At 38.4% G+C, this 15466-nt stretch carries 20 protein-coding genes; 8 read left to right on the forward strand and 12 right to left on the reverse strand.

The window, feature by feature from the left end; all coding sequences use genetic code 11:
• Positions 1–4: 4 nt before the first annotated feature.
• The 3 genes from P163_RS13330 to P163_RS13340 all read right to left on the reverse strand — a co-directional run bounded on the left by P163_RS13330 (position 5) and on the right by P163_RS13340 (position 1288).
• Entirely contained in the window at positions 5–403 is a 399-nt protein-coding gene (locus P163_RS13330) for a hypothetical protein (RefSeq protein WP_013073423.1), read from the reverse strand.
• A gap of 25 nt (positions 404–428) precedes the next feature.
• On the reverse strand, positions 429–806 hold the full coding sequence (locus tag P163_RS13335; RefSeq protein WP_197055441.1) for a heavy-metal-associated domain-containing protein: 378 nt from the start codon (positions 804–806) through the stop codon (positions 429–431).
• A 134-nt stretch (positions 807–940) separates the two neighbouring features.
• Complete coding sequence (locus P163_RS13340; RefSeq protein ID WP_034892182.1) at positions 941–1288, reverse strand: nuclear transport factor 2 family protein; 348 nt, start codon at positions 1286–1288, stop codon at positions 941–943.
• Positions 1289–1493: 205 nt separating this feature from the next.
• On the opposite strand from P163_RS13340, the gene P163_RS13345 reads away from it, so the two are divergent.
• The gene (locus P163_RS13345; RefSeq protein ID WP_034892184.1) at positions 1494–1790 is read left to right on the forward strand and encodes a hypothetical protein; all 297 of its coding nucleotides are present in this window, start codon (positions 1494–1496) and stop codon (positions 1788–1790) included.
• 4 nt (positions 1791–1794) lie between these two features.
• Here the strand turns inward: P163_RS13345 and P163_RS13350 are convergent, their stop codons facing one another.
• From P163_RS13350 to P163_RS13380, 9 genes are all read right to left on the reverse strand, one after another.
• A complete protein-coding gene (locus P163_RS13350) occupies positions 1795–2988 on the reverse strand; it encodes an MFS transporter (protein ID WP_034892187.1) in 1194 nt (397 codons plus the stop codon).
• 25 nt (positions 2989–3013) lie between these two features.
• On the reverse strand, positions 3014–4135 hold the full coding sequence (locus tag P163_RS13355) for a permease (protein ID WP_034892190.1): 1122 nt from the start codon (positions 4133–4135) through the stop codon (positions 3014–3016).
• A gap of 131 nt (positions 4136–4266) precedes the next feature.
• Entirely contained in the window at positions 4267–4482 is a 216-nt protein-coding gene (locus P163_RS18350; protein WP_156100711.1) for a hypothetical protein, read from the reverse strand.
• A 347-nt stretch (positions 4483–4829) separates the two neighbouring features.
• Complete coding sequence (locus tag P163_RS13360; protein WP_013073416.1) at positions 4830–5102, reverse strand: thioredoxin family protein; 273 nt, start codon at positions 5100–5102, stop codon at positions 4830–4832.
• A gap of 158 nt (positions 5103–5260) precedes the next feature.
• Positions 5261–5635, reverse strand: a complete 375-nt coding sequence (locus P163_RS13365; RefSeq protein WP_011709211.1) for a metal-sensitive transcriptional regulator — start codon at positions 5633–5635, stop codon at positions 5261–5263.
• A gap of 62 nt (positions 5636–5697) precedes the next feature.
• On the reverse strand, positions 5698–5904 hold the full coding sequence (locus P163_RS18200; protein ID WP_075325753.1) for a GDCCVxC domain-containing (seleno)protein: 207 nt from the start codon (positions 5902–5904) through the stop codon (positions 5698–5700).
• 13 nt (positions 5905–5917) lie between these two features.
• A complete protein-coding gene (locus P163_RS13370) occupies positions 5918–7264 on the reverse strand; it encodes a dihydrolipoyl dehydrogenase family protein (protein WP_034892196.1) in 1347 nt (448 codons plus the stop codon).
• Entirely contained in the window at positions 7265–7888 is a 624-nt protein-coding gene (gene merTP, locus P163_RS13375) for a mercuric transport protein MerTP (RefSeq protein WP_034892199.1), read from the reverse strand.
• Position 7889: 1 nt separating this feature from the next.
• The gene (locus P163_RS13380; RefSeq protein ID WP_034892202.1) at positions 7890–8255 is read right to left on the reverse strand and encodes an ArsR/SmtB family transcription factor; all 366 of its coding nucleotides are present in this window, start codon (positions 8253–8255) and stop codon (positions 7890–7892) included.
• Between the two features lie 701 nt (positions 8256–8956).
• On the opposite strand from P163_RS13380, the gene P163_RS13385 reads away from it, so the two are divergent.
• From P163_RS13385 to P163_RS13415, 7 genes are all read left to right on the forward strand, one after another.
• Positions 8957–9304: a single-stranded DNA-binding protein gene (locus P163_RS13385; RefSeq protein ID WP_034892206.1), complete on the forward strand. Its 348-nt coding sequence runs from the start codon at positions 8957–8959 to the stop codon at positions 9302–9304.
• A gap of 104 nt (positions 9305–9408) precedes the next feature.
• Positions 9409–9858, forward strand: coding sequence for a RadC family protein (locus P163_RS13390; RefSeq protein ID WP_034892209.1), 450 nt, complete (start codon positions 9409–9411; stop codon positions 9856–9858).
• Between the two features lie 690 nt (positions 9859–10548).
• Entirely contained in the window at positions 10549–10950 is a 402-nt protein-coding gene (locus P163_RS13395; protein WP_034892213.1) for a BfmA/BtgA family mobilization protein, read from the forward strand.
• A gap of 11 nt (positions 10951–10961) precedes the next feature.
• Positions 10962–11993, forward strand: a complete 1032-nt coding sequence (gene mobB, locus P163_RS13400; RefSeq protein WP_034892217.1) for a MobB family relaxase — start codon at positions 10962–10964, stop codon at positions 11991–11993.
• Positions 11994–12004: 11 nt separating this feature from the next.
• Positions 12005–13594: a type IV secretory system conjugative DNA transfer family protein gene (locus tag P163_RS13405; RefSeq protein WP_034892220.1), complete on the forward strand. Its 1590-nt coding sequence runs from the start codon at positions 12005–12007 to the stop codon at positions 13592–13594.
• Between the two features lie 65 nt (positions 13595–13659).
• Positions 13660–14424 (forward strand): DUF6088 family protein, encoded by a 765-nt coding sequence (locus P163_RS13410; RefSeq protein WP_231556202.1) that lies wholly within the window; start codon positions 13660–13662, stop codon positions 14422–14424.
• The gene (locus tag P163_RS13415; RefSeq protein ID WP_034892227.1) at positions 14424–15401 is read left to right on the forward strand and encodes a nucleotidyl transferase AbiEii/AbiGii toxin family protein; all 978 of its coding nucleotides are present in this window, start codon (positions 14424–14426) and stop codon (positions 15399–15401) included. The genes P163_RS13410 and P163_RS13415 overlap by 1 nt, the downstream gene beginning before the upstream one ends.
• The last annotated feature ends 65 nt before the right edge of the window (positions 15402–15466 follow it).

A 15466-nucleotide genomic window follows, 5' to 3' on the forward strand; every position in this document is an offset into this window, starting at 1 on the left:
AAATTTAAACTTCTAAAAATCTTTGAATGGGCAATAGTAAATAAGCAGCAAACAATCCAAGGACATAAAGGCCAAAGGAAAACCAAAGAATGGCTTTGCTCCATCTTGTTGCTGTATCACATGCGGTCTCATTTCCGTTTTCATCGATCTCGCAGGTTTGGTTTCTTTTTCTTCCGTAGAACAACCAGAAATTAAAGCCTATCATAATCCCGGCAATCAGGAAGGTCCAGTCTTTATATTTGCTCATGGTAATGAGCCAGGGCAGGTCAGAAGCCAATCCCGCAACCACAGCTCCCATTCCCAGGGCAACCAGTAGCGAAGGCAGGGCGCAACACAGTAAGGTGGAAACCGAGGTAAAAAGGGATCCTATACTTACGAAGTCTTCTTTTATTTTAGCAAACATCTTTATTGTTTTTATACAGGTATCTCTATCCGTTTACAGAAGCCCCCTTTTCGGTTACAACTTCCACTTCAAACCCACGGTCTTTGATAAGGGAGAGTATCTTTTCTTCTGAAATCTGCTTTGGATCATATTCAATTATCGAGGAGCTTTTATCAAAGCTTGTTTCACTTTTAATAATGCCTTTTTGCTCCTTCAACATTGAATCGATACCATTAGCACAACCGGACTGGCAATGCATGCCTTTAATTTTTAAGTGTAAGATTTTTTCCGTCATCTCCTTTTGGATTTTAAATTCAATTTGATTTTCATTTTTCTGATCCATAGCGCTAGCGGTATTTCCAGAAAACGCAAGGGTCGTTCCGGTTAACAATACCGCGAATAATTCTTTATGTAAACCTATCATCTTATAATTGATTTTTAAAAATTAACTATGTCAAAATTAGGGGCAGCAGGGGGGTGGTAACCAAATTAGATTTTATTTTTTTCTTTAAAAAAATCCTACTGCTTAATCTTCTAAAAATCTGAAATATTCTTTTTTCATTTTTTCTTTCGGATAGTATAATGAATGGTCTGGGCAATTATCAGCCCCTCGCGCACTATGTAGGAATCTGCTCCGTCATCTATTTGTGAACTGTCTGAATATGCAGTCCATTCCAGAAAAGCTATTTCATCTTCAAAAAGAAAATTGATATAGTTAAACTCCGCTTCGGGGAAATCCTTTATCAGCATTTTATTTAATTCCCTTAGTCCTTCATGTCCTTTATAAATACCATGCGTAGTAAGCAGGATCAAATCTTTGGAAAAGTTTTTCTGCAGATCCTCTTCTATAGATCCCTTTTTAGAAAGTTCTAGATGATCTTTTAATACTTCTTCTGTAGTTCTCATAGGCTAAAAATTTTAAATTTAAACTAGGCTTTAAAAAATTGTTTGCAGCACATTCTATTTTTCGGGATTAGCCCTTATGGATACCTTATTTGTTGTTGAGACCCAAATATTGATCACTGCTGCCAGTATAATTATATTTTTCATTACATATTGACCTTTCATAGTTAATACAAATGGGAAATGGGAGAACATTTTTTCGGGAAAAATGAAGAAGGTTGAAAAAGTTCCTAACATATGCAGGAAAAGTAAGCCTAAAGCCCATTTCAAAAACTTCCCCGATAACAAGCATATGCCAATAAGGCTTTCACAAATAGCCAATACAGGCATACAACTTCCTTGTGGAAAGAAATGGCCGCTCAGGGTACAAATGGTTGAGGAAGCTAAATCTTCCGCCGGGCTCAGCCCAACAAAAAATTTAACCATCCCAAACCAGATGAAAATTATGCCAATGCTCCACCTTAAAAAGGTTATGGCCTTACCAGAATCTAAATGGTTGTTGTAGCTTATCATTTAGTTGATAATTTTATTTCTGTCTTTAAAAGTTTTGCGGCTACAATCGTAAATACTACCTGTACAACCGCAAAAATAATTAACGCCTGATCTAACCCTAATTTCAATAATTCCCCAAACAATAAGCTCCCAAGGCCAAAGCCGGTAAACAATGCAAAAACATTCAGTCCCATGGCCTGGCCTCCCTTTGTTTTACCACCCAATTCGGTTACTATACCTGCAAATAGAGGTTGAGTGAGGTCGTATCCCAAAGAGATCAAGGTGACTGCAAGGGCCGCGACAAGAACGGGTATTTCCAGGGCGAGACTGGCTGTTGCTATGGCCGCTGTTGCCAAGCCTGTTAAAATAATAGGATATCGCCCCCTGCGATCGGCTGCGCGCCCTATAAGGGAACCAAAGAAAAATCCTGGCAGGCCATAACCCAGAATGGCCAAACCAATTTCTATTGGCCCCAGATCATACTTTTGTACAAAATAGACCCCTAACCAGGTATAAATACCTGAATGGAAGATCCCATTCCAGAATACAAATAAATAGGTCCTTAACCCGCGTGGGAAAGCAAGTAGCCTGTAAAACCCACCTACCATTTTTTTGAATGAAGTACGATTGGATTTATGAGGTTCCTGTTTCCAGCCCATTCGGGCTACCTGTATCCACAAAGCCAAAGCGGCCAAGAGGGCAGTTGCCAAAAATAACATACGCCAGCCTGTATAAGGTTCCAACATTACCCCGGCGGTAGAACCTAAAGCCATTCCCCCTTCCATAGCGGCAAATAAAAGTCCCAGGGGTCTCCCTCTCTCTGAAGGTTTGAACATATCTCCTACAAGTGCCAGGGACATTGGCACCACACCGCTTGCCCCTAAACCCGTTAGCAATCGTAACAGGATGAGTTGTGAAGCAGATTGCACCAGGGCGGTTATCGCTGTTAATACAATAAAAGCCAGTAGGGATATTTGAAGTATGCGTTTTCTTCCAAATTTATCGGATATGAAACCATAAAACAGGACTGAAACTCCGTAAGCCAGCATATAAGCTGGTACTATAAGACCAATCCGCTGTTCTGATACATTAAAAATAGTTGCCAGTTTAGGAATAAGTGGCGCTATCATATACGCCTGAAAAAATATTAAACCCGCTGCCATGGCCAGGGGAGCAAAAATGGTTTTTAAGGGTTTATTTAGATTGTCCATTATTGGAAGGTTTTGAAATTTATATTCATTTGGCTTTTTGAATAAACTGCCATCTCACAATTAGCAGAACAATCCCGATGATCCCAAAAATAATATTCAGATAAAAAGTATGGGAATTGGTATCAAAACTTAGCATGTTTTGTAAAGATTCAGGGCGTGCTGTGGGAATTGCATTAAAAACGGCAAAAAGATAATGTACGGTTATCCCGGCAGCTACCATACATACGTATAGCAATAGAGACATATAGATGGTAAATTTCCAGCCGTAGTACTTTGCATTAAGATATATTACCGTAGCCGCAACCAGGTCTGCTCCCAGGAAAGCCATTACCCCGGCAAAAGAAGCATTTTTTGACCATAAGATCGCCGCCAATGGTATATTGCCCAGGGAACCAACAAAAGTAAAGACAGCCAGGATAGGAGCTACCAAAGCATGTTCCACTATTGCGAGGAAAGACTGGGTTTCGGCACCACTTTCAAGAAAAATTGAATTCCAAAAACTGTCGGGTACAAAAGCCGAAACGATTCCTGCAATGGTAAAACCTATCAATACTTCTTTGTAGGCCATTTTCCATTCTCCAAGAAATTTATAGCTGATGATTTTAATCCCTTTCTTAGAAGTAAGCTTTTCATACCATTTCATTCCCTCGGGAGAAGGGTGTTTCAATTCTTCGGCTTCCAGTTTTTCGGCATGTTCCTTTCCGGCCCGGGCAACTTTTTTTGATATAAAAAAGCGGTACAATAAATAAGCATATATAATCATTATTGTCCCGAGTGCGAAATTGGCAACAACAAATTTCCATCCTACCAACAGCCATAATACTATTCCTGTTTCTATTACAAGATTGGTAGTGGCTATTAAAAAAGAAATAGCATTTTTAGGATGGGCACCCTTTACCATTACTGATCGCGTGGCCGCCAGAGAAGCGAAAGAACACGAAGAAGATATAAAACCAAAAAATCCGCCAAGACTCATTTGCTTTATCCCGGTTTTACCTAACACATTGGACATTTGTTCCCTGGTGACCAAAGTTTGGATAGCAGCGGAAAGGATATAGCCTAAAATAAAAGCCCATAAAGTATACCATATTAATAATCCGGTAGTTTTTAAAGATTCGACAAGGAGTTGTAAAATATTTGATTCCATAATGGGTTGGTTTTGATAAATATTTATTTAAAAATGCATTAAACAAAAATTAAAGAGGTGCCAAACATAAAATCGAACATAGGGTGGTATCCTAATGTTAGCTTTCTTTATTAAAAAAAAGGAGCAACTTTTTAGCCGCTCCTTTTTACATTTTTTTTAAGCTGCCATTTCTTTACAGCTTTCGGCACAGGTTCGACATTTTTCTGCGCATTGCTGGCAAACTTCACTGTCAAACTTTGCACATTCATCAGCACAGGCTTTACATAAGTCGGCACAAATGGCACATAGACGTTTTGAATAATCAGACTGGCTTGCAAGTAGTTGAACACAGGCTGTGCATAAAGCAATACAATCCAGACAAAATTTGTGGCATTCTTTCATGTCTGGTTCCCCCAAATGTTGGTCAAGGCAAATTCTCGCCGCAGTAATGCAGGCGTTGCAATCATCGATACATTTTTGCATTTCTGAACTTAATGGTTTCATAATTTAAATGGTTTTAGTTACTTCCTGATTTGCTCGGAAATCAGAAATAAAAGATTAAGAGCCGAACCTCTTTTCAAATATCGACTCATAGCCCGGGGGGTAGGCAAGCCGATTAATAAAGATTTAACATTTTAATTTGATTAAAAAAAAAGGCAGCCAAAAATGGCTGCCATAAAAAGTTTCAGATTTTAATTTCAGTACGATGGTTTTGCTAACTGGCTTTTCCTATTCCTGCTTCGATAAGTTTTTCTTTGCTTATACCATTGTTTGTACAGCACTCAAGCAATTTTCCATCAACCGCCACCGCGGGAATTCTCTTTACACCGTACTCCTGCACTTTGTCTATACAGGTCTTATCCTCACATTGTTCCACCAGGTTATAGGTGGTAATCTCGCAACTATCGCAGGACAACTCTTTCACCATTTTTACAACCGGATCACAAACCGGACAATTTGCCGTAAATATTTCTATTTGTCTTTTCATTTTTTTTTGAATTTAAATTAACAATCAGTTTTATCCTTCTTATTAAAGAACAATCCAAAGATAAGAGCGGAACCGGGGTGGTCTCCAAATAAAAAAACCTGCTTTTTTACGACAGATTTTTATTAGTATTAAAATTAAATGGAAAATTTTTGAATGTTTTACTCTGATCTATTTTCGGAAATGTAAGATTCCAGCCTTCGTTTAAGTTCATCAATCTCCTTCATTTTATCGGTAAGGCTGTTAAGCTCAAGGTCGGGAAATTGTTTGCGAATAAATTCAATTCGCTCTTCATTACCGCAATTACCGGGACAGGCTTCCACAGTTTCTGAAATTGTGATCGCCAGCGCTTTGCGGTACACTTCATCTAAAAGAAGAAAATGCGCCTTATCAAGTCCTTTTTGCGCCGCTTTGAACTGGATCAGAATCTTTTCTGGATCTTTATTTTCATCCAGCATTTTTATAAGTCCGTTAAGCTGGCCGCTGATGCTCTGCAAGCGAGTTTTTATATCTTTACTTAGATCTCTAGGAATCATACTTTTAATTTTCAGCAAGATACATCTGGAGTGGGGGAGGTCACCAAAAGTATTTTAAATTTTTAGCAGCAATTTGTTCCTTCCTGAATGGGTGGACAGGCAACATTACCATAAGAACAATAAACACAGCAATCACCTTCTTTTGGTTTTAATAAATGCTTGCAATTATCACATTGGTAAAAAAACTGACAGGCTGTTGTGGGCATTTCCTCTTCTTTTGTGTGTCCGCAACCAGGACATGTAATGGTAGAAACTAGTTCTATTTCCATAATCTATTTATTTTTAAAGCATATGAGGGATATCTGATGACAGAGTTGGATACGTAAATATCATCGTCCTTAACTCATTAATTTTCATTTTGGTCTTTATCGCCATGGCGAATAAATTGATGGTTTCTTCCGCGTTAGGGCCTATTAGATGTGCGCCAAGAATAGTCTGATTTTCTTTATTAATGATGGTTTTATAGGCATATTCCTTAACATTCAGTCTTTTTGCATTGAACCAGCTTTCCGCATGGTTATAATTGACCTGATATTCTATCTGTTTTGATTTGGCTTCTGCTTCGGTTAATCCTACTGATGCCAGGGTAGGCAAAGTAAAAACTACAGAAGGCATTGGGGGATAATTGACTTTTTTCTTGTTCCCGTTGATGATATTTGATGCCACAATATGCCCTTCCATTACTGCAACAGGTGTAAGGGGTAATCCTCTTGAATCTGCCGAATCTCCCGCTGCATAAATATTAGGGTTAGAGGTACTTTGAAGGTATTCGTTTACCGTAATTCCTTTTTTTGAAAAAGAGATGCCAGCTTTTTCCAAATCTAAATCAAAGATAGCGGGAGGACGACCGGCTGAGTTAAAGACAGAGTCAGTCCTATAATTGACCTCTTTTCCATTTGATTTTCCTGTTACTACGTAATGGTCTTCTTTCTTTTCAATTTTAGAAACTTCGGTTTCCAAAACCAGTTTAATTCCTAGCTTTCGGGTTGCATGCACAAGATGTTTAACAATGTCACGATCAAAGTTTTCCAATGGATGATCACCACGATGTAATATGGTTACATCGGCACCGGCCCGCGCAGCGATATGGGCAAATTCAAAGGCAATGTAGCCACCACCGATAAAGAGCAGTGAGCTGGGCAATTCCTCCAAATTAAGGAAATCTGTACTTGAAAGTGCCAAATTTCCACCTTCAAAATCCAATACCCGTGGTTTTGCTCCGGTTGCGATCAGGAATTTATCAGCTTCAATAACTTCATCTCCTACCTGCAAGGTGTTATCAGATAAAAATTTAGCTGAAGTGTGATAGGTATCTATGTCTTTATTCTTATATCCTTTTTCAATTTTAGGAGGCATGGCATCCACAAAAGATTGCTTAAAAGCCATAATATCTTCCCAATTGACTTCAGGCACGGTATCTATTCCATTTCCTTTAAGTCTTTGGGCAAAATCACGTACTTCAGTTGCTCCTATGATCACCTTTTTAGGATCACAGCCTCTTAGGGCACAGGTTCCACCGTAGGGAAGTTCATCGGTAATGCCAACCTTAAGGCCTTTGGAGGCACATTTATTAGCAACGGTCATACCTGACATCCCGGAACCTATTACAAATACATCATATTTTTTCATCTACTTCTCTTCTTTATTTTCTGTATCGATTGCTTTATAACCAGTTTTATTTATTGCTTCTCGAATTGCGACCAAATCAACTTTAGCTTTATCATATTCCACTACGGTATTAGTATTTGCGTAACTCGCCTTGACTGATAAAATACCATCCAGATTATTTACCTCACTTTCTACGTGGGCTTCACATCCTGCGCAGGTCATTCCCTCAACTTCAAAGGTGTGCTTTATTATGTTTGATTGAGAAACATACACTATATCCTTGCTGGGCTGTGCATAAAATATATTGGAATAATAAGGGAAAGCCAGCATCAATCCGGCAAATACTGTAACTATGAACAGAAAATTTTTGGACTGCCAAAAAGATGGTTTTGCTTCCTCGTCGCAGGCACAATCTATTTCTTCTTGTGTTTTCGGTTTTAATTTTAAATACCAGGCCAAACCAAGAATTCCTATGGTAAGTGCAACCAAATAGGGACGAAAAGGTTCTATCCATGAGAACATGGTTACAAATCCACTACTACCTGCTAAAATCGCCAGGAGGGGAGTAATACAACATACGGAAGCAGTTACCGCAGTAAGTAAACTAACAAAAGCTGTGCTGTTTGACTTATTGGACGATTTCATTTTAGGCAATTTTTTTAACCATTTTGATTGTAGTGAAAACAGCATCAAGTACAGCTGTTTTATCCTTCATTAATGAATAGTACAAGGTTTGTCCATCTCTTCTTGAGGAGATAAAACCTGCATCTTTAATTTTCCGGATGTGTTGAGAGATTGCTGGTACGCTCATTTCTAAAATATCAGCAATATCACAGGGACATAATTCGTCTTCCATGTTCAAGAGGAATAAAATTTTTAAGCGTACCTCGCTACCAGCAATCGATAGTAGTTTGGTCATATCCTGAAAATTATCATCCATTCTTTCCAAAGTGTTTTTGCAATTAAGAAGTTGTTGATGATCAGCCTGAGCTCTTGTACACGAAATTTCCATGGTTAATCTATTATTTAGAGATCAAAAGTATAATAAAATACGTATTTAAGCAAATTCTTAAATAATAGTTAGTATAAATATTCTGCTTCATACATTTAAGAGATTATGACCACTAATTTCAAAGACCTTCTGGTTGTAAATCGGTCAGCACATTACCGCTTCATTCTGCGAAATGCTCCATTTCGGGTAAAGAGCTTCCCTAAGAATATCTTGGGCATCCTTTTTATTTTCCTAATGATGTATCCGCTATATAGTAGTTACCGCTCTTCGTGTAATCTTATACTTAATTAAGTAAAAAAGGACGCCCGCTAAATCGGAATTCCATTCTTGCATTTACTTCGCTTCCAGTTGTTTTTCAATTTCAGTATTTCCATTTCCTTCCCGGCCGTTGCTGTCCCTACCTTTTTTGTAATGCAAAATACCAATATTTAGAAGTTAGTCCAGGTTGCATAAGCCAGTCGCTTACTCCTTTTTATAAACCTTCCCTAATTCTAAATATTGAAAATGTATCAGCATCAAAAAAGGTAATAGCAAACGGCGCTATAGGAAGTAAATCAACAAATAAAAATTATGAAATCATTTCAAAACAACATACCCGGAAGCAAAGTGAAAAAATCAAAAAAGGAAAACGCTCCGGATATAATAAGTAAATCAATGTTTAATCAATCTGCTTAGAAAGCAGGTATCTAAATCTTTTAATTATGAGTAATCTAAGAAACCAAGTACAGTTAATCGGAAATGTGGGGAATGCCCCGGAAATCAAAAACTTTGAAAGTGGTAAAAAAGTAAGCAGTTTTTCACTGGCTACCAATGAGTACTACCACAAGGAAGGGGAGAAAATTCAACAAACCGACTGGCACAATGTAGTGGCCTGGGGAAAGCAGGCTGAGCTTATCGAGAAATATGTTGATAAAGGTAAAGAAGTGGCCATCCGCGGAAAACTAACTTCCAGATCCTATGAAACCGAAACAGGAGAAAAAAGATATGTAACTGAAATTTTAGTAAGTGAAATCCTGTTTTTAGGTAGTAATGAAAGTTCATTTAATTAAAATATCGAAGATCTTTTAATTCTTAATTATCAAAAAAATAAAGAGGGCGCTCCCTTCGAAAGTTGCACCCTCTTTTAATTAGTAACCCTTTAAATAAGATAATAATGAAATCCAAAGTTAATGAAATAGCGATAAGCTACAACGGAAGTTTAAAAACAAATTTGCTACCCAAAATTTCAAGTTCCAGAAGTGCAGCAGATTTAGCGTTCGCACAATGGAATAAAAATGATATAGCACTGCAAGAGACTTTTAAAATAATGCTACTTAATAATGCTAATAAAGTAAAAGGTATTTACGAAGTTTCTAAAGGAGGTATTACCGGGACACTGGTCGATGTTCGAATCTTATTCGCAGTTGTATTAAAGTCTTTAACCACGGCACTAATCTTATTGCACAATCACCCCAGCGGAACCCTTAGACCAAGTGAAGCGGATAAAAGCCTGACCAGGAAAATTAAAAATGCGGCATCATTTTTTGATGTGAAAATCCTGGATCATATTATCCTTATGCCTGATGGTAATTACTACAGTTTTGCAGATGAAGGAATTTTGTAATTTACCTGGCACATTCTAACTAGATTGTAAGCACTTCTAATTTTAGAAGTGTTTTTTTAGGCTCAAATATTTCAATGAATCTTCTAAGCAAAGCAGTTCTATAAAAGGTCATATAAAAATAGCTTGGTTGGTAGTGCTTAACAGTAAGGAGCATTTCAAGCTCAATCAATTAAAAAAGGGAAAATTCGCTGTTACCTGAATTTTCCCTTTCTTTTTAGGTCATTGAAACCTACTCAATAAAGATAAAAAAAATCTTGAATCCGGACACCCTTTTGAATAAGAATTATTTATTACTCGCTACCTGTTACTAAAAAAATCCTTATATTTATTTCGCTGAACTTCAGCATTCAAATTTACGCAGGGCTATCCATTTTTGACTTTCGCCGATAAACCTGCACAGCAAAAAATTATTAATTCGGAAATTTTTTCCGGGAATTGGCAAGTGGCTTTTGACTGTCTATTAGGACAGGCAACAGGTCAAATTGTACGGAATTTTTGTCCCGCGCTGCGGGACAAAAAGGAGTAGCAAGAGGGTAACACGCTGCGCGATGTTAAGCACTCCTTTTTGTTTTTAAGTAACTGTAAATCAGTTGCTTAAAATTTATTTAGATTCCTGATTTTAAGCAATTTGCGACAAATGGCCTGCCAACGCCCATTTTTAGGGAAGAATTTGCGACAAATCGGCGAATTATGGACTCATTTATCGGCATCAGGTTTAAAAAGGAAACAGCAAAACGTTTTCAGGAATTTTCAAGAACACACTTCAAATCACACACCGAAGCCCTGGAAACAATGCTCGACTTTTTCTTCTATAATGAAATTTCCCCCCACGAAAGATTGGGTCCAACCGGCAGGACTATCGAAGCTTCTTTTAAGAAACGTATCAATGCAGTTATTGCCATTATGCGAGATATGGAGAAAACCCAAACCAAACCCACCGCAGCGATGATCGCCTCACTCTTCCAAACCGAAGTGCCCAAGCAGAAACCCTTGATCCTGGAAAAGAAAATCCTCCGGGAGAAAAAGGATGGTGTTTCAAAGCAGGAACAAGTTGGGTTCGGCTCGAGTGATAATTCTGATAATAACCTGTAAAATTTTCTGTTATGTATATCACGATCACACCTCAAAAATTAGGTGGGAATTACTCCCAAAGTTCGGCCGGTTTTGTTAGCTACCTGGAAAAAGAAAATGAAGGGATAGAAGAAGGGGTAAAGGAACATTTCTTTAATCAATATGAGGATGCCATTACCCCTGAGAAAGTCGTCAAAGAAATTGATAATAATACCTCCAAGCTCAAAAAGAAAGAACCCAAGTTCTATTCCATTACCGTTAGCCCTTCCAAATATGAATTAAAACGCCTACAAAGCAGTAGTAAGGATCTAAAAAAGTACACCCGGGAATTGATGAAGGATTATGTGGCCTGCTTTAACCGTGAAATAGACGGAAGGCCAATTAATGTCAATGATATTAAATATTACGCTAAAATTGAACATAGCCGGAGTTTTAAAGGTACAGATCGCCAGGTTCGTGAAAACCAGCCTTATGCCACTAAAATCCTTCAACTCAAAAGTGAAATCCGAAAAATAGAAACCGGGCTGATGCAGGGAAGTATTCAGAAGCGGGAAAAGGAAATTGAGAAACTGGAAGCAAGGGCTCCACATCGGCAAGATGGTAAGCGAATCGTACAGGGAATGCCCAAATCGGGAAACCAAAGCCATATTCATATTATCGTAAGTAGAAAAGATGCTTCCAATTCGGTTAGCTTATCCCCGGGAAGTAAATACAAAGCTTCGGAAGTTAATTTTAAAGGTAAGACCGTTAAACGCGGATTTGACCGGGACCGCTTTTTTGAAAAAGCAGAAAAGACCTTTGATAAAACCTTCGGCTATCAGCGCAATTTTGTGGAAACCTATACGGCTCGAAAGGAATTTATTAAAAACCCGAACCACTATTTTACCGCGCTAATGGGATTACCGGCTAACGAAAAAGCACTTGCTTTTAAGCTTATCCGGGAATCAGGGATCCCGATGATGCCCAGCATTCCAACTTCCCAGGCACAACTTGCCCTCAAAATTTTTAACAGGCTTAAGAAAGGGGTGGAGGTAGCCGTTAAATCAAGTTCAATCGGTATTTAATTTTAATTATTATGGACATAGAAAATCTTGTTAGACTGCTTCTGATCATCGGGCCGGTAAGCATATTGTTCTATATATGTTTTAGGCTGATCAACCGCTTTGCTTTTATTTTGAATTTATTGCTGATGGTGGCCCTTGGCATTTATGGGGTCCAGGATAACCAGTGGATTCCGGCTTTGTTATTCCTGGGTTGTCCGTTGCTCCTGATCAATACCCTGATGTATGTTTTTTTACATACTCACCAGGATAATAAAAAGATCAATAAAAAATACCAGGTCGGTTTTGCAACCACCAAAGGAAAATTTAAACTGGAAAATATTAAACGGGGCGCTTCCGTTATTGGCTCTGCCGGAAGCGGGAAGACCGAAAGCGTAGTGTATGGCTTTTTAAAGCATTTTCAACAGGAAAATTTTTGTGGGGTGATCCACGACTATAAGGACTTTGAGCTCACTGAAATGGCCTACCCGCTTTTTAAAGACCGGGAAATTCCTTTTAAGGTGATTTCCTTTGATAAAATCATCCATAGGGTGAATCCCATCGCTCCAAGATACCTGGAAAACGAGGAAAGCGTCAATGAAGTCTCCCGGGTACTAGTGGAAAACCTCCTCGAACAACGGGAATCAGGTACCTCGGGGACTACAAAATTTTTTAATGATGCCGCAGAAGGGCTAATCGGAGGATTGATCTGGAAATTAAAAACTGATTATCCGAAGTTTTGTACCCTCCCGCACCTTATCGCTATCTACCAATACCTGGATACCGATAGCCTGATCCAGTTTTTGGAAACCAATACCACCTCCCGAGCGATGGCCGATGCCTTTATTAGCGGTAAAGATTCTGAGCGGCAAACGGCCGGGGTAAAAAGTACCCTGGCCAATGCCCTTAAAAGGATCAGTACCCAACAGATTTTTATGGTCCTTTCTAAAGATGAAGTACCACTTCATATTAATAGTGAGCAAAACCCTTCGGTTATTTCCGTAGTGAACAATCCCAAATACGAAGCTTCCTACTCTCCGGTCATAGCCACCATCATCCATACCATAACTAAGCAAATGAGTGTGCGTAATTCCAAAGCTTCCTTCCTGCTGATGGAAGAGGCACCGACTCTTCGTTTGCTGAATATGCACCGCATTCCGGCCACTTTGAGGAGTTATGATATCGCTACAATTTATGTAATGCAGGATAAGATCCAAAACGATATGATGTATGGGGATAAAGCCAGCAAGGCTATATTAAGTAACCTGTCCTATCAGTTTTTTGGGAAGGTTAATGATCCCGACACCGCGAAATACTACGAGCGCTTTTTTGAAATTGTGAAGAAACCCACCACCAGTGTGAATCGCGGGTACAGTCTTGATTTTGATACTCGGGTAACCACCGGAGAGAAGGAAATCCCAAAAATCCGTGCCGATGTTTTCTTCCGTCTGAAACAGGGAGAGTTTATAACCTACGCCGATGGTAAGGATAAAAAAATACAGTTTAAACTGCAGAAGATTGGGCGAGATCTACCTTCGGCTAAAGAACAAAAACCTTATTCTAAAGCTGATTTGGAATCTAATTTTGAAAGAGTTTATAAGGAGGCCAGGTCTATATTTGAGTAAGCGGAAATAGTTATTAATTATTACTATTCATTTTTACAATATGTCAAGTAAATACTGTAAAAAACTTGACATTTTATATTTTAATTCACTATCTTTGTGGTGCTATGAATATTGCGACATCCATAAAGTCTAAAGTAGATCGTATAAATACCGGAAAGGTATTTACCTATGATAGCTTATCTATTCCCCAAACCGAATTTTCTGCTGCTGCAAAAGCTTTAAGCAGGATGGCTGCCAGGGGTGTGATTAAAAGATATAAAAATGGGATGTATTATAAGCCCAAACAAACTATTTTTGGGGAAATAAAACCAAGTGAGGAAGAATTACTTTATAGTCATCTTTTTGAAAACGGTCAGCCAATGGCATACATAACAGGCACTCGGTTATATAATGAACTTGGCCTTACTACTCAAATCCCTACTACGGTAAGAGTGGCCAGTTGGGATAAGGTGATAAAAACCAAGATAGGAAACCTTGTTGTAAAGCCTGCTAAAAGTTATGCACCTGTATCCAAAGAAAGTATTCCCTTCTTGCAATTACTGGACGTAATGAAGGATTTTAAGAAAATTCCAGATTTGGATAAAAAGAAGGGGGTTAATTTTTTAAAGAAAAAAATCAAAGGGCTTTCCGATACCGATAAAATACAACTAGTTGATCTTGCTAAATCTTATCCTCCCAAAGTAAGGGCATTGTTAGGCGCTCTTCTTGAGGCACTCTCATTTAACGAGGTGAGTGAACCTCTTAAAAACACCCTTAATTATTTAAGTAAGTATGAATTCGGAATACCCGAAAATATATTGCCCACCATTTCAAACTGGAAGATCTCCTGATGAATTTACATAATTATAAAACTGCATTTCAGGGAGCTATTGTAGCTACTGCCCAACACTTTGGGATTTCTGAAATCTATGTAGAAAAGGACTATTGGGTTACTTTAGCACTTAAAGAGATTTTTACTAATAAATCAACCAGGCAACTCGCCGTGTTTAAAGGTGGAACATCCCTATCTAAATGCTTTGGCATAATTGAGCGCTTTTCCGAAGATATCGATTTGGTCGTTATAAAAGAGGAGGGGGAATCCGATAATTCCTTAAAGCGAAAACTCAAAAAAGTCACTGGTGCACTGGAACCTGTTATGACTGTTATTCCCGACCATCCTTTAGAAAATAAACGGGGCAAAATTAGAAAAGTGGTTTATGGTTACGATAAAGTAGGCGTGGCGGGTGCCTTTGGCCAGATCCGGGATCATATTGTAGTGGAAGCTTCAAGTCTGGGCAAATCCCATCCATCGGAAATAGTCAGTGTCCATTCCATGATTGCGGCTTTTATTGCCACGACTAATAATGTAGACCTTATCAATGCGTATCACCTGGAACCTTTTAAGGTTACGGCATTAAGTATAGAACGTACATTTTGTGAAAAAATAATAAGCCTGATCAGGTTTTCCTATACTGAAAATCCTTTAGAAGATTTAAAAGATAAGGTTCGCCATACCTATGATATCCATCAACTGCTGCAACGAGATAGAATTTCATCGTTTTTGCAATCAGATGATTTTGAAAAAATGTTGCTGCAAGTGGGGAAAGATGATGATAAGGCCATCCCCAATGATAAGGAATGGTTATTGGCACATCCATCCCAGTCCCTGTTCTTTAACCAAACAGAGATGGTTTGGAAATCCTTGGGCAAAACCTATTCTGGTTCGTTTAGGGAGCTGCTAACCGGAGATCTTCCTGAAGAGGGGAAGGTATTAAAATCCATGATGAGGATTTCCGTAAGGTTAAAGGAAGTGAAATGGGAAATTTAAAACTACCTCCGTTCAAACAAGCCAACAACTAGTTAATATTTAAATTAACAACCTATGTGCTAATC

The organism is Gillisia sp. Hel_I_29 (assembly GCF_000744275.1).
GTDB lineage: Bacteria > Bacteroidota > Bacteroidia > Flavobacteriales > Flavobacteriaceae > Gillisia.

What these genes read in the sequence shown, in the direction of transcription:
- P163_RS13345 (WP_034892184.1), top strand. Translation starts at nt 1,494, where the DNA reads ATGAAGAAGGTTGAAAAAGTTCCTAACATATGCAGGAAAAGTAAGCCT.
- P163_RS13340 (WP_034892182.1), bottom strand. Translation starts at nt 1,288, where the DNA reads ATGAGAACTACAGAAGAAGTATTAAAAGATCATCTAGAACTTTCTAAA.
- P163_RS18200 (WP_075325753.1), bottom strand. Translation starts at nt 5,904, where the DNA reads ATGGAAATAGAACTAGTTTCTACCATTACATGTCCTGGTTGCGGACAC.
- P163_RS13350 (WP_034892187.1), bottom strand. Translation starts at nt 2,988, where the DNA reads ATGGACAATCTAAATAAACCCTTAAAAACCATTTTTGCTCCCCTGGCC.
- P163_RS13330 (WP_013073423.1), bottom strand. Translation starts at nt 403, where the DNA reads ATGTTTGCTAAAATAAAAGAAGACTTCGTAAGTATAGGATCCCTTTTT.
- P163_RS13335 (WP_197055441.1), bottom strand. Translation starts at nt 806, where the DNA reads ATGATAGGTTTACATAAAGAATTATTCGCGGTATTGTTAACCGGAACG.
- P163_RS13385 (WP_034892206.1), top strand. Translation starts at nt 8,957, where the DNA reads ATGAGTAATCTAAGAAACCAAGTACAGTTAATCGGAAATGTGGGGAAT.
- P163_RS13365 (WP_011709211.1), bottom strand. Translation starts at nt 5,635, where the DNA reads ATGATTCCTAGAGATCTAAGTAAAGATATAAAAACTCGCTTGCAGAGC.
- P163_RS13355 (WP_034892190.1), bottom strand. Translation starts at nt 4,135, where the DNA reads ATGGAATCAAATATTTTACAACTCCTTGTCGAATCTTTAAAAACTACC.
- P163_RS13370 (WP_034892196.1), bottom strand. Translation starts at nt 7,264, where the DNA reads ATGAAAAAATATGATGTATTTGTAATAGGTTCCGGGATGTCAGGTATG.
- P163_RS13405 (WP_034892220.1), top strand. Translation starts at nt 12,005, where the DNA reads ATGGACATAGAAAATCTTGTTAGACTGCTTCTGATCATCGGGCCGGTA.
- P163_RS13380 (WP_034892202.1), bottom strand. Translation starts at nt 8,255, where the DNA reads ATGGAAATTTCGTGTACAAGAGCTCAGGCTGATCATCAACAACTTCTT.
- P163_RS13415 (WP_034892227.1), top strand. Translation starts at nt 14,424, where the DNA reads ATGAATTTACATAATTATAAAACTGCATTTCAGGGAGCTATTGTAGCT.
- P163_RS13395 (WP_034892213.1), top strand. Translation starts at nt 10,549, where the DNA reads ATGGACTCATTTATCGGCATCAGGTTTAAAAAGGAAACAGCAAAACGT.
- P163_RS13390 (WP_034892209.1), top strand. Translation starts at nt 9,409, where the DNA reads ATGAAATCCAAAGTTAATGAAATAGCGATAAGCTACAACGGAAGTTTA.
- merTP (WP_034892199.1), bottom strand. Translation starts at nt 7,888, where the DNA reads ATGAAATCGTCCAATAAGTCAAACAGCACAGCTTTTGTTAGTTTACTT.
- mobB (WP_034892217.1), top strand. Translation starts at nt 10,962, where the DNA reads ATGTATATCACGATCACACCTCAAAAATTAGGTGGGAATTACTCCCAA.
- P163_RS13360 (WP_013073416.1), bottom strand. Translation starts at nt 5,102, where the DNA reads ATGAAAAGACAAATAGAAATATTTACGGCAAATTGTCCGGTTTGTGAT.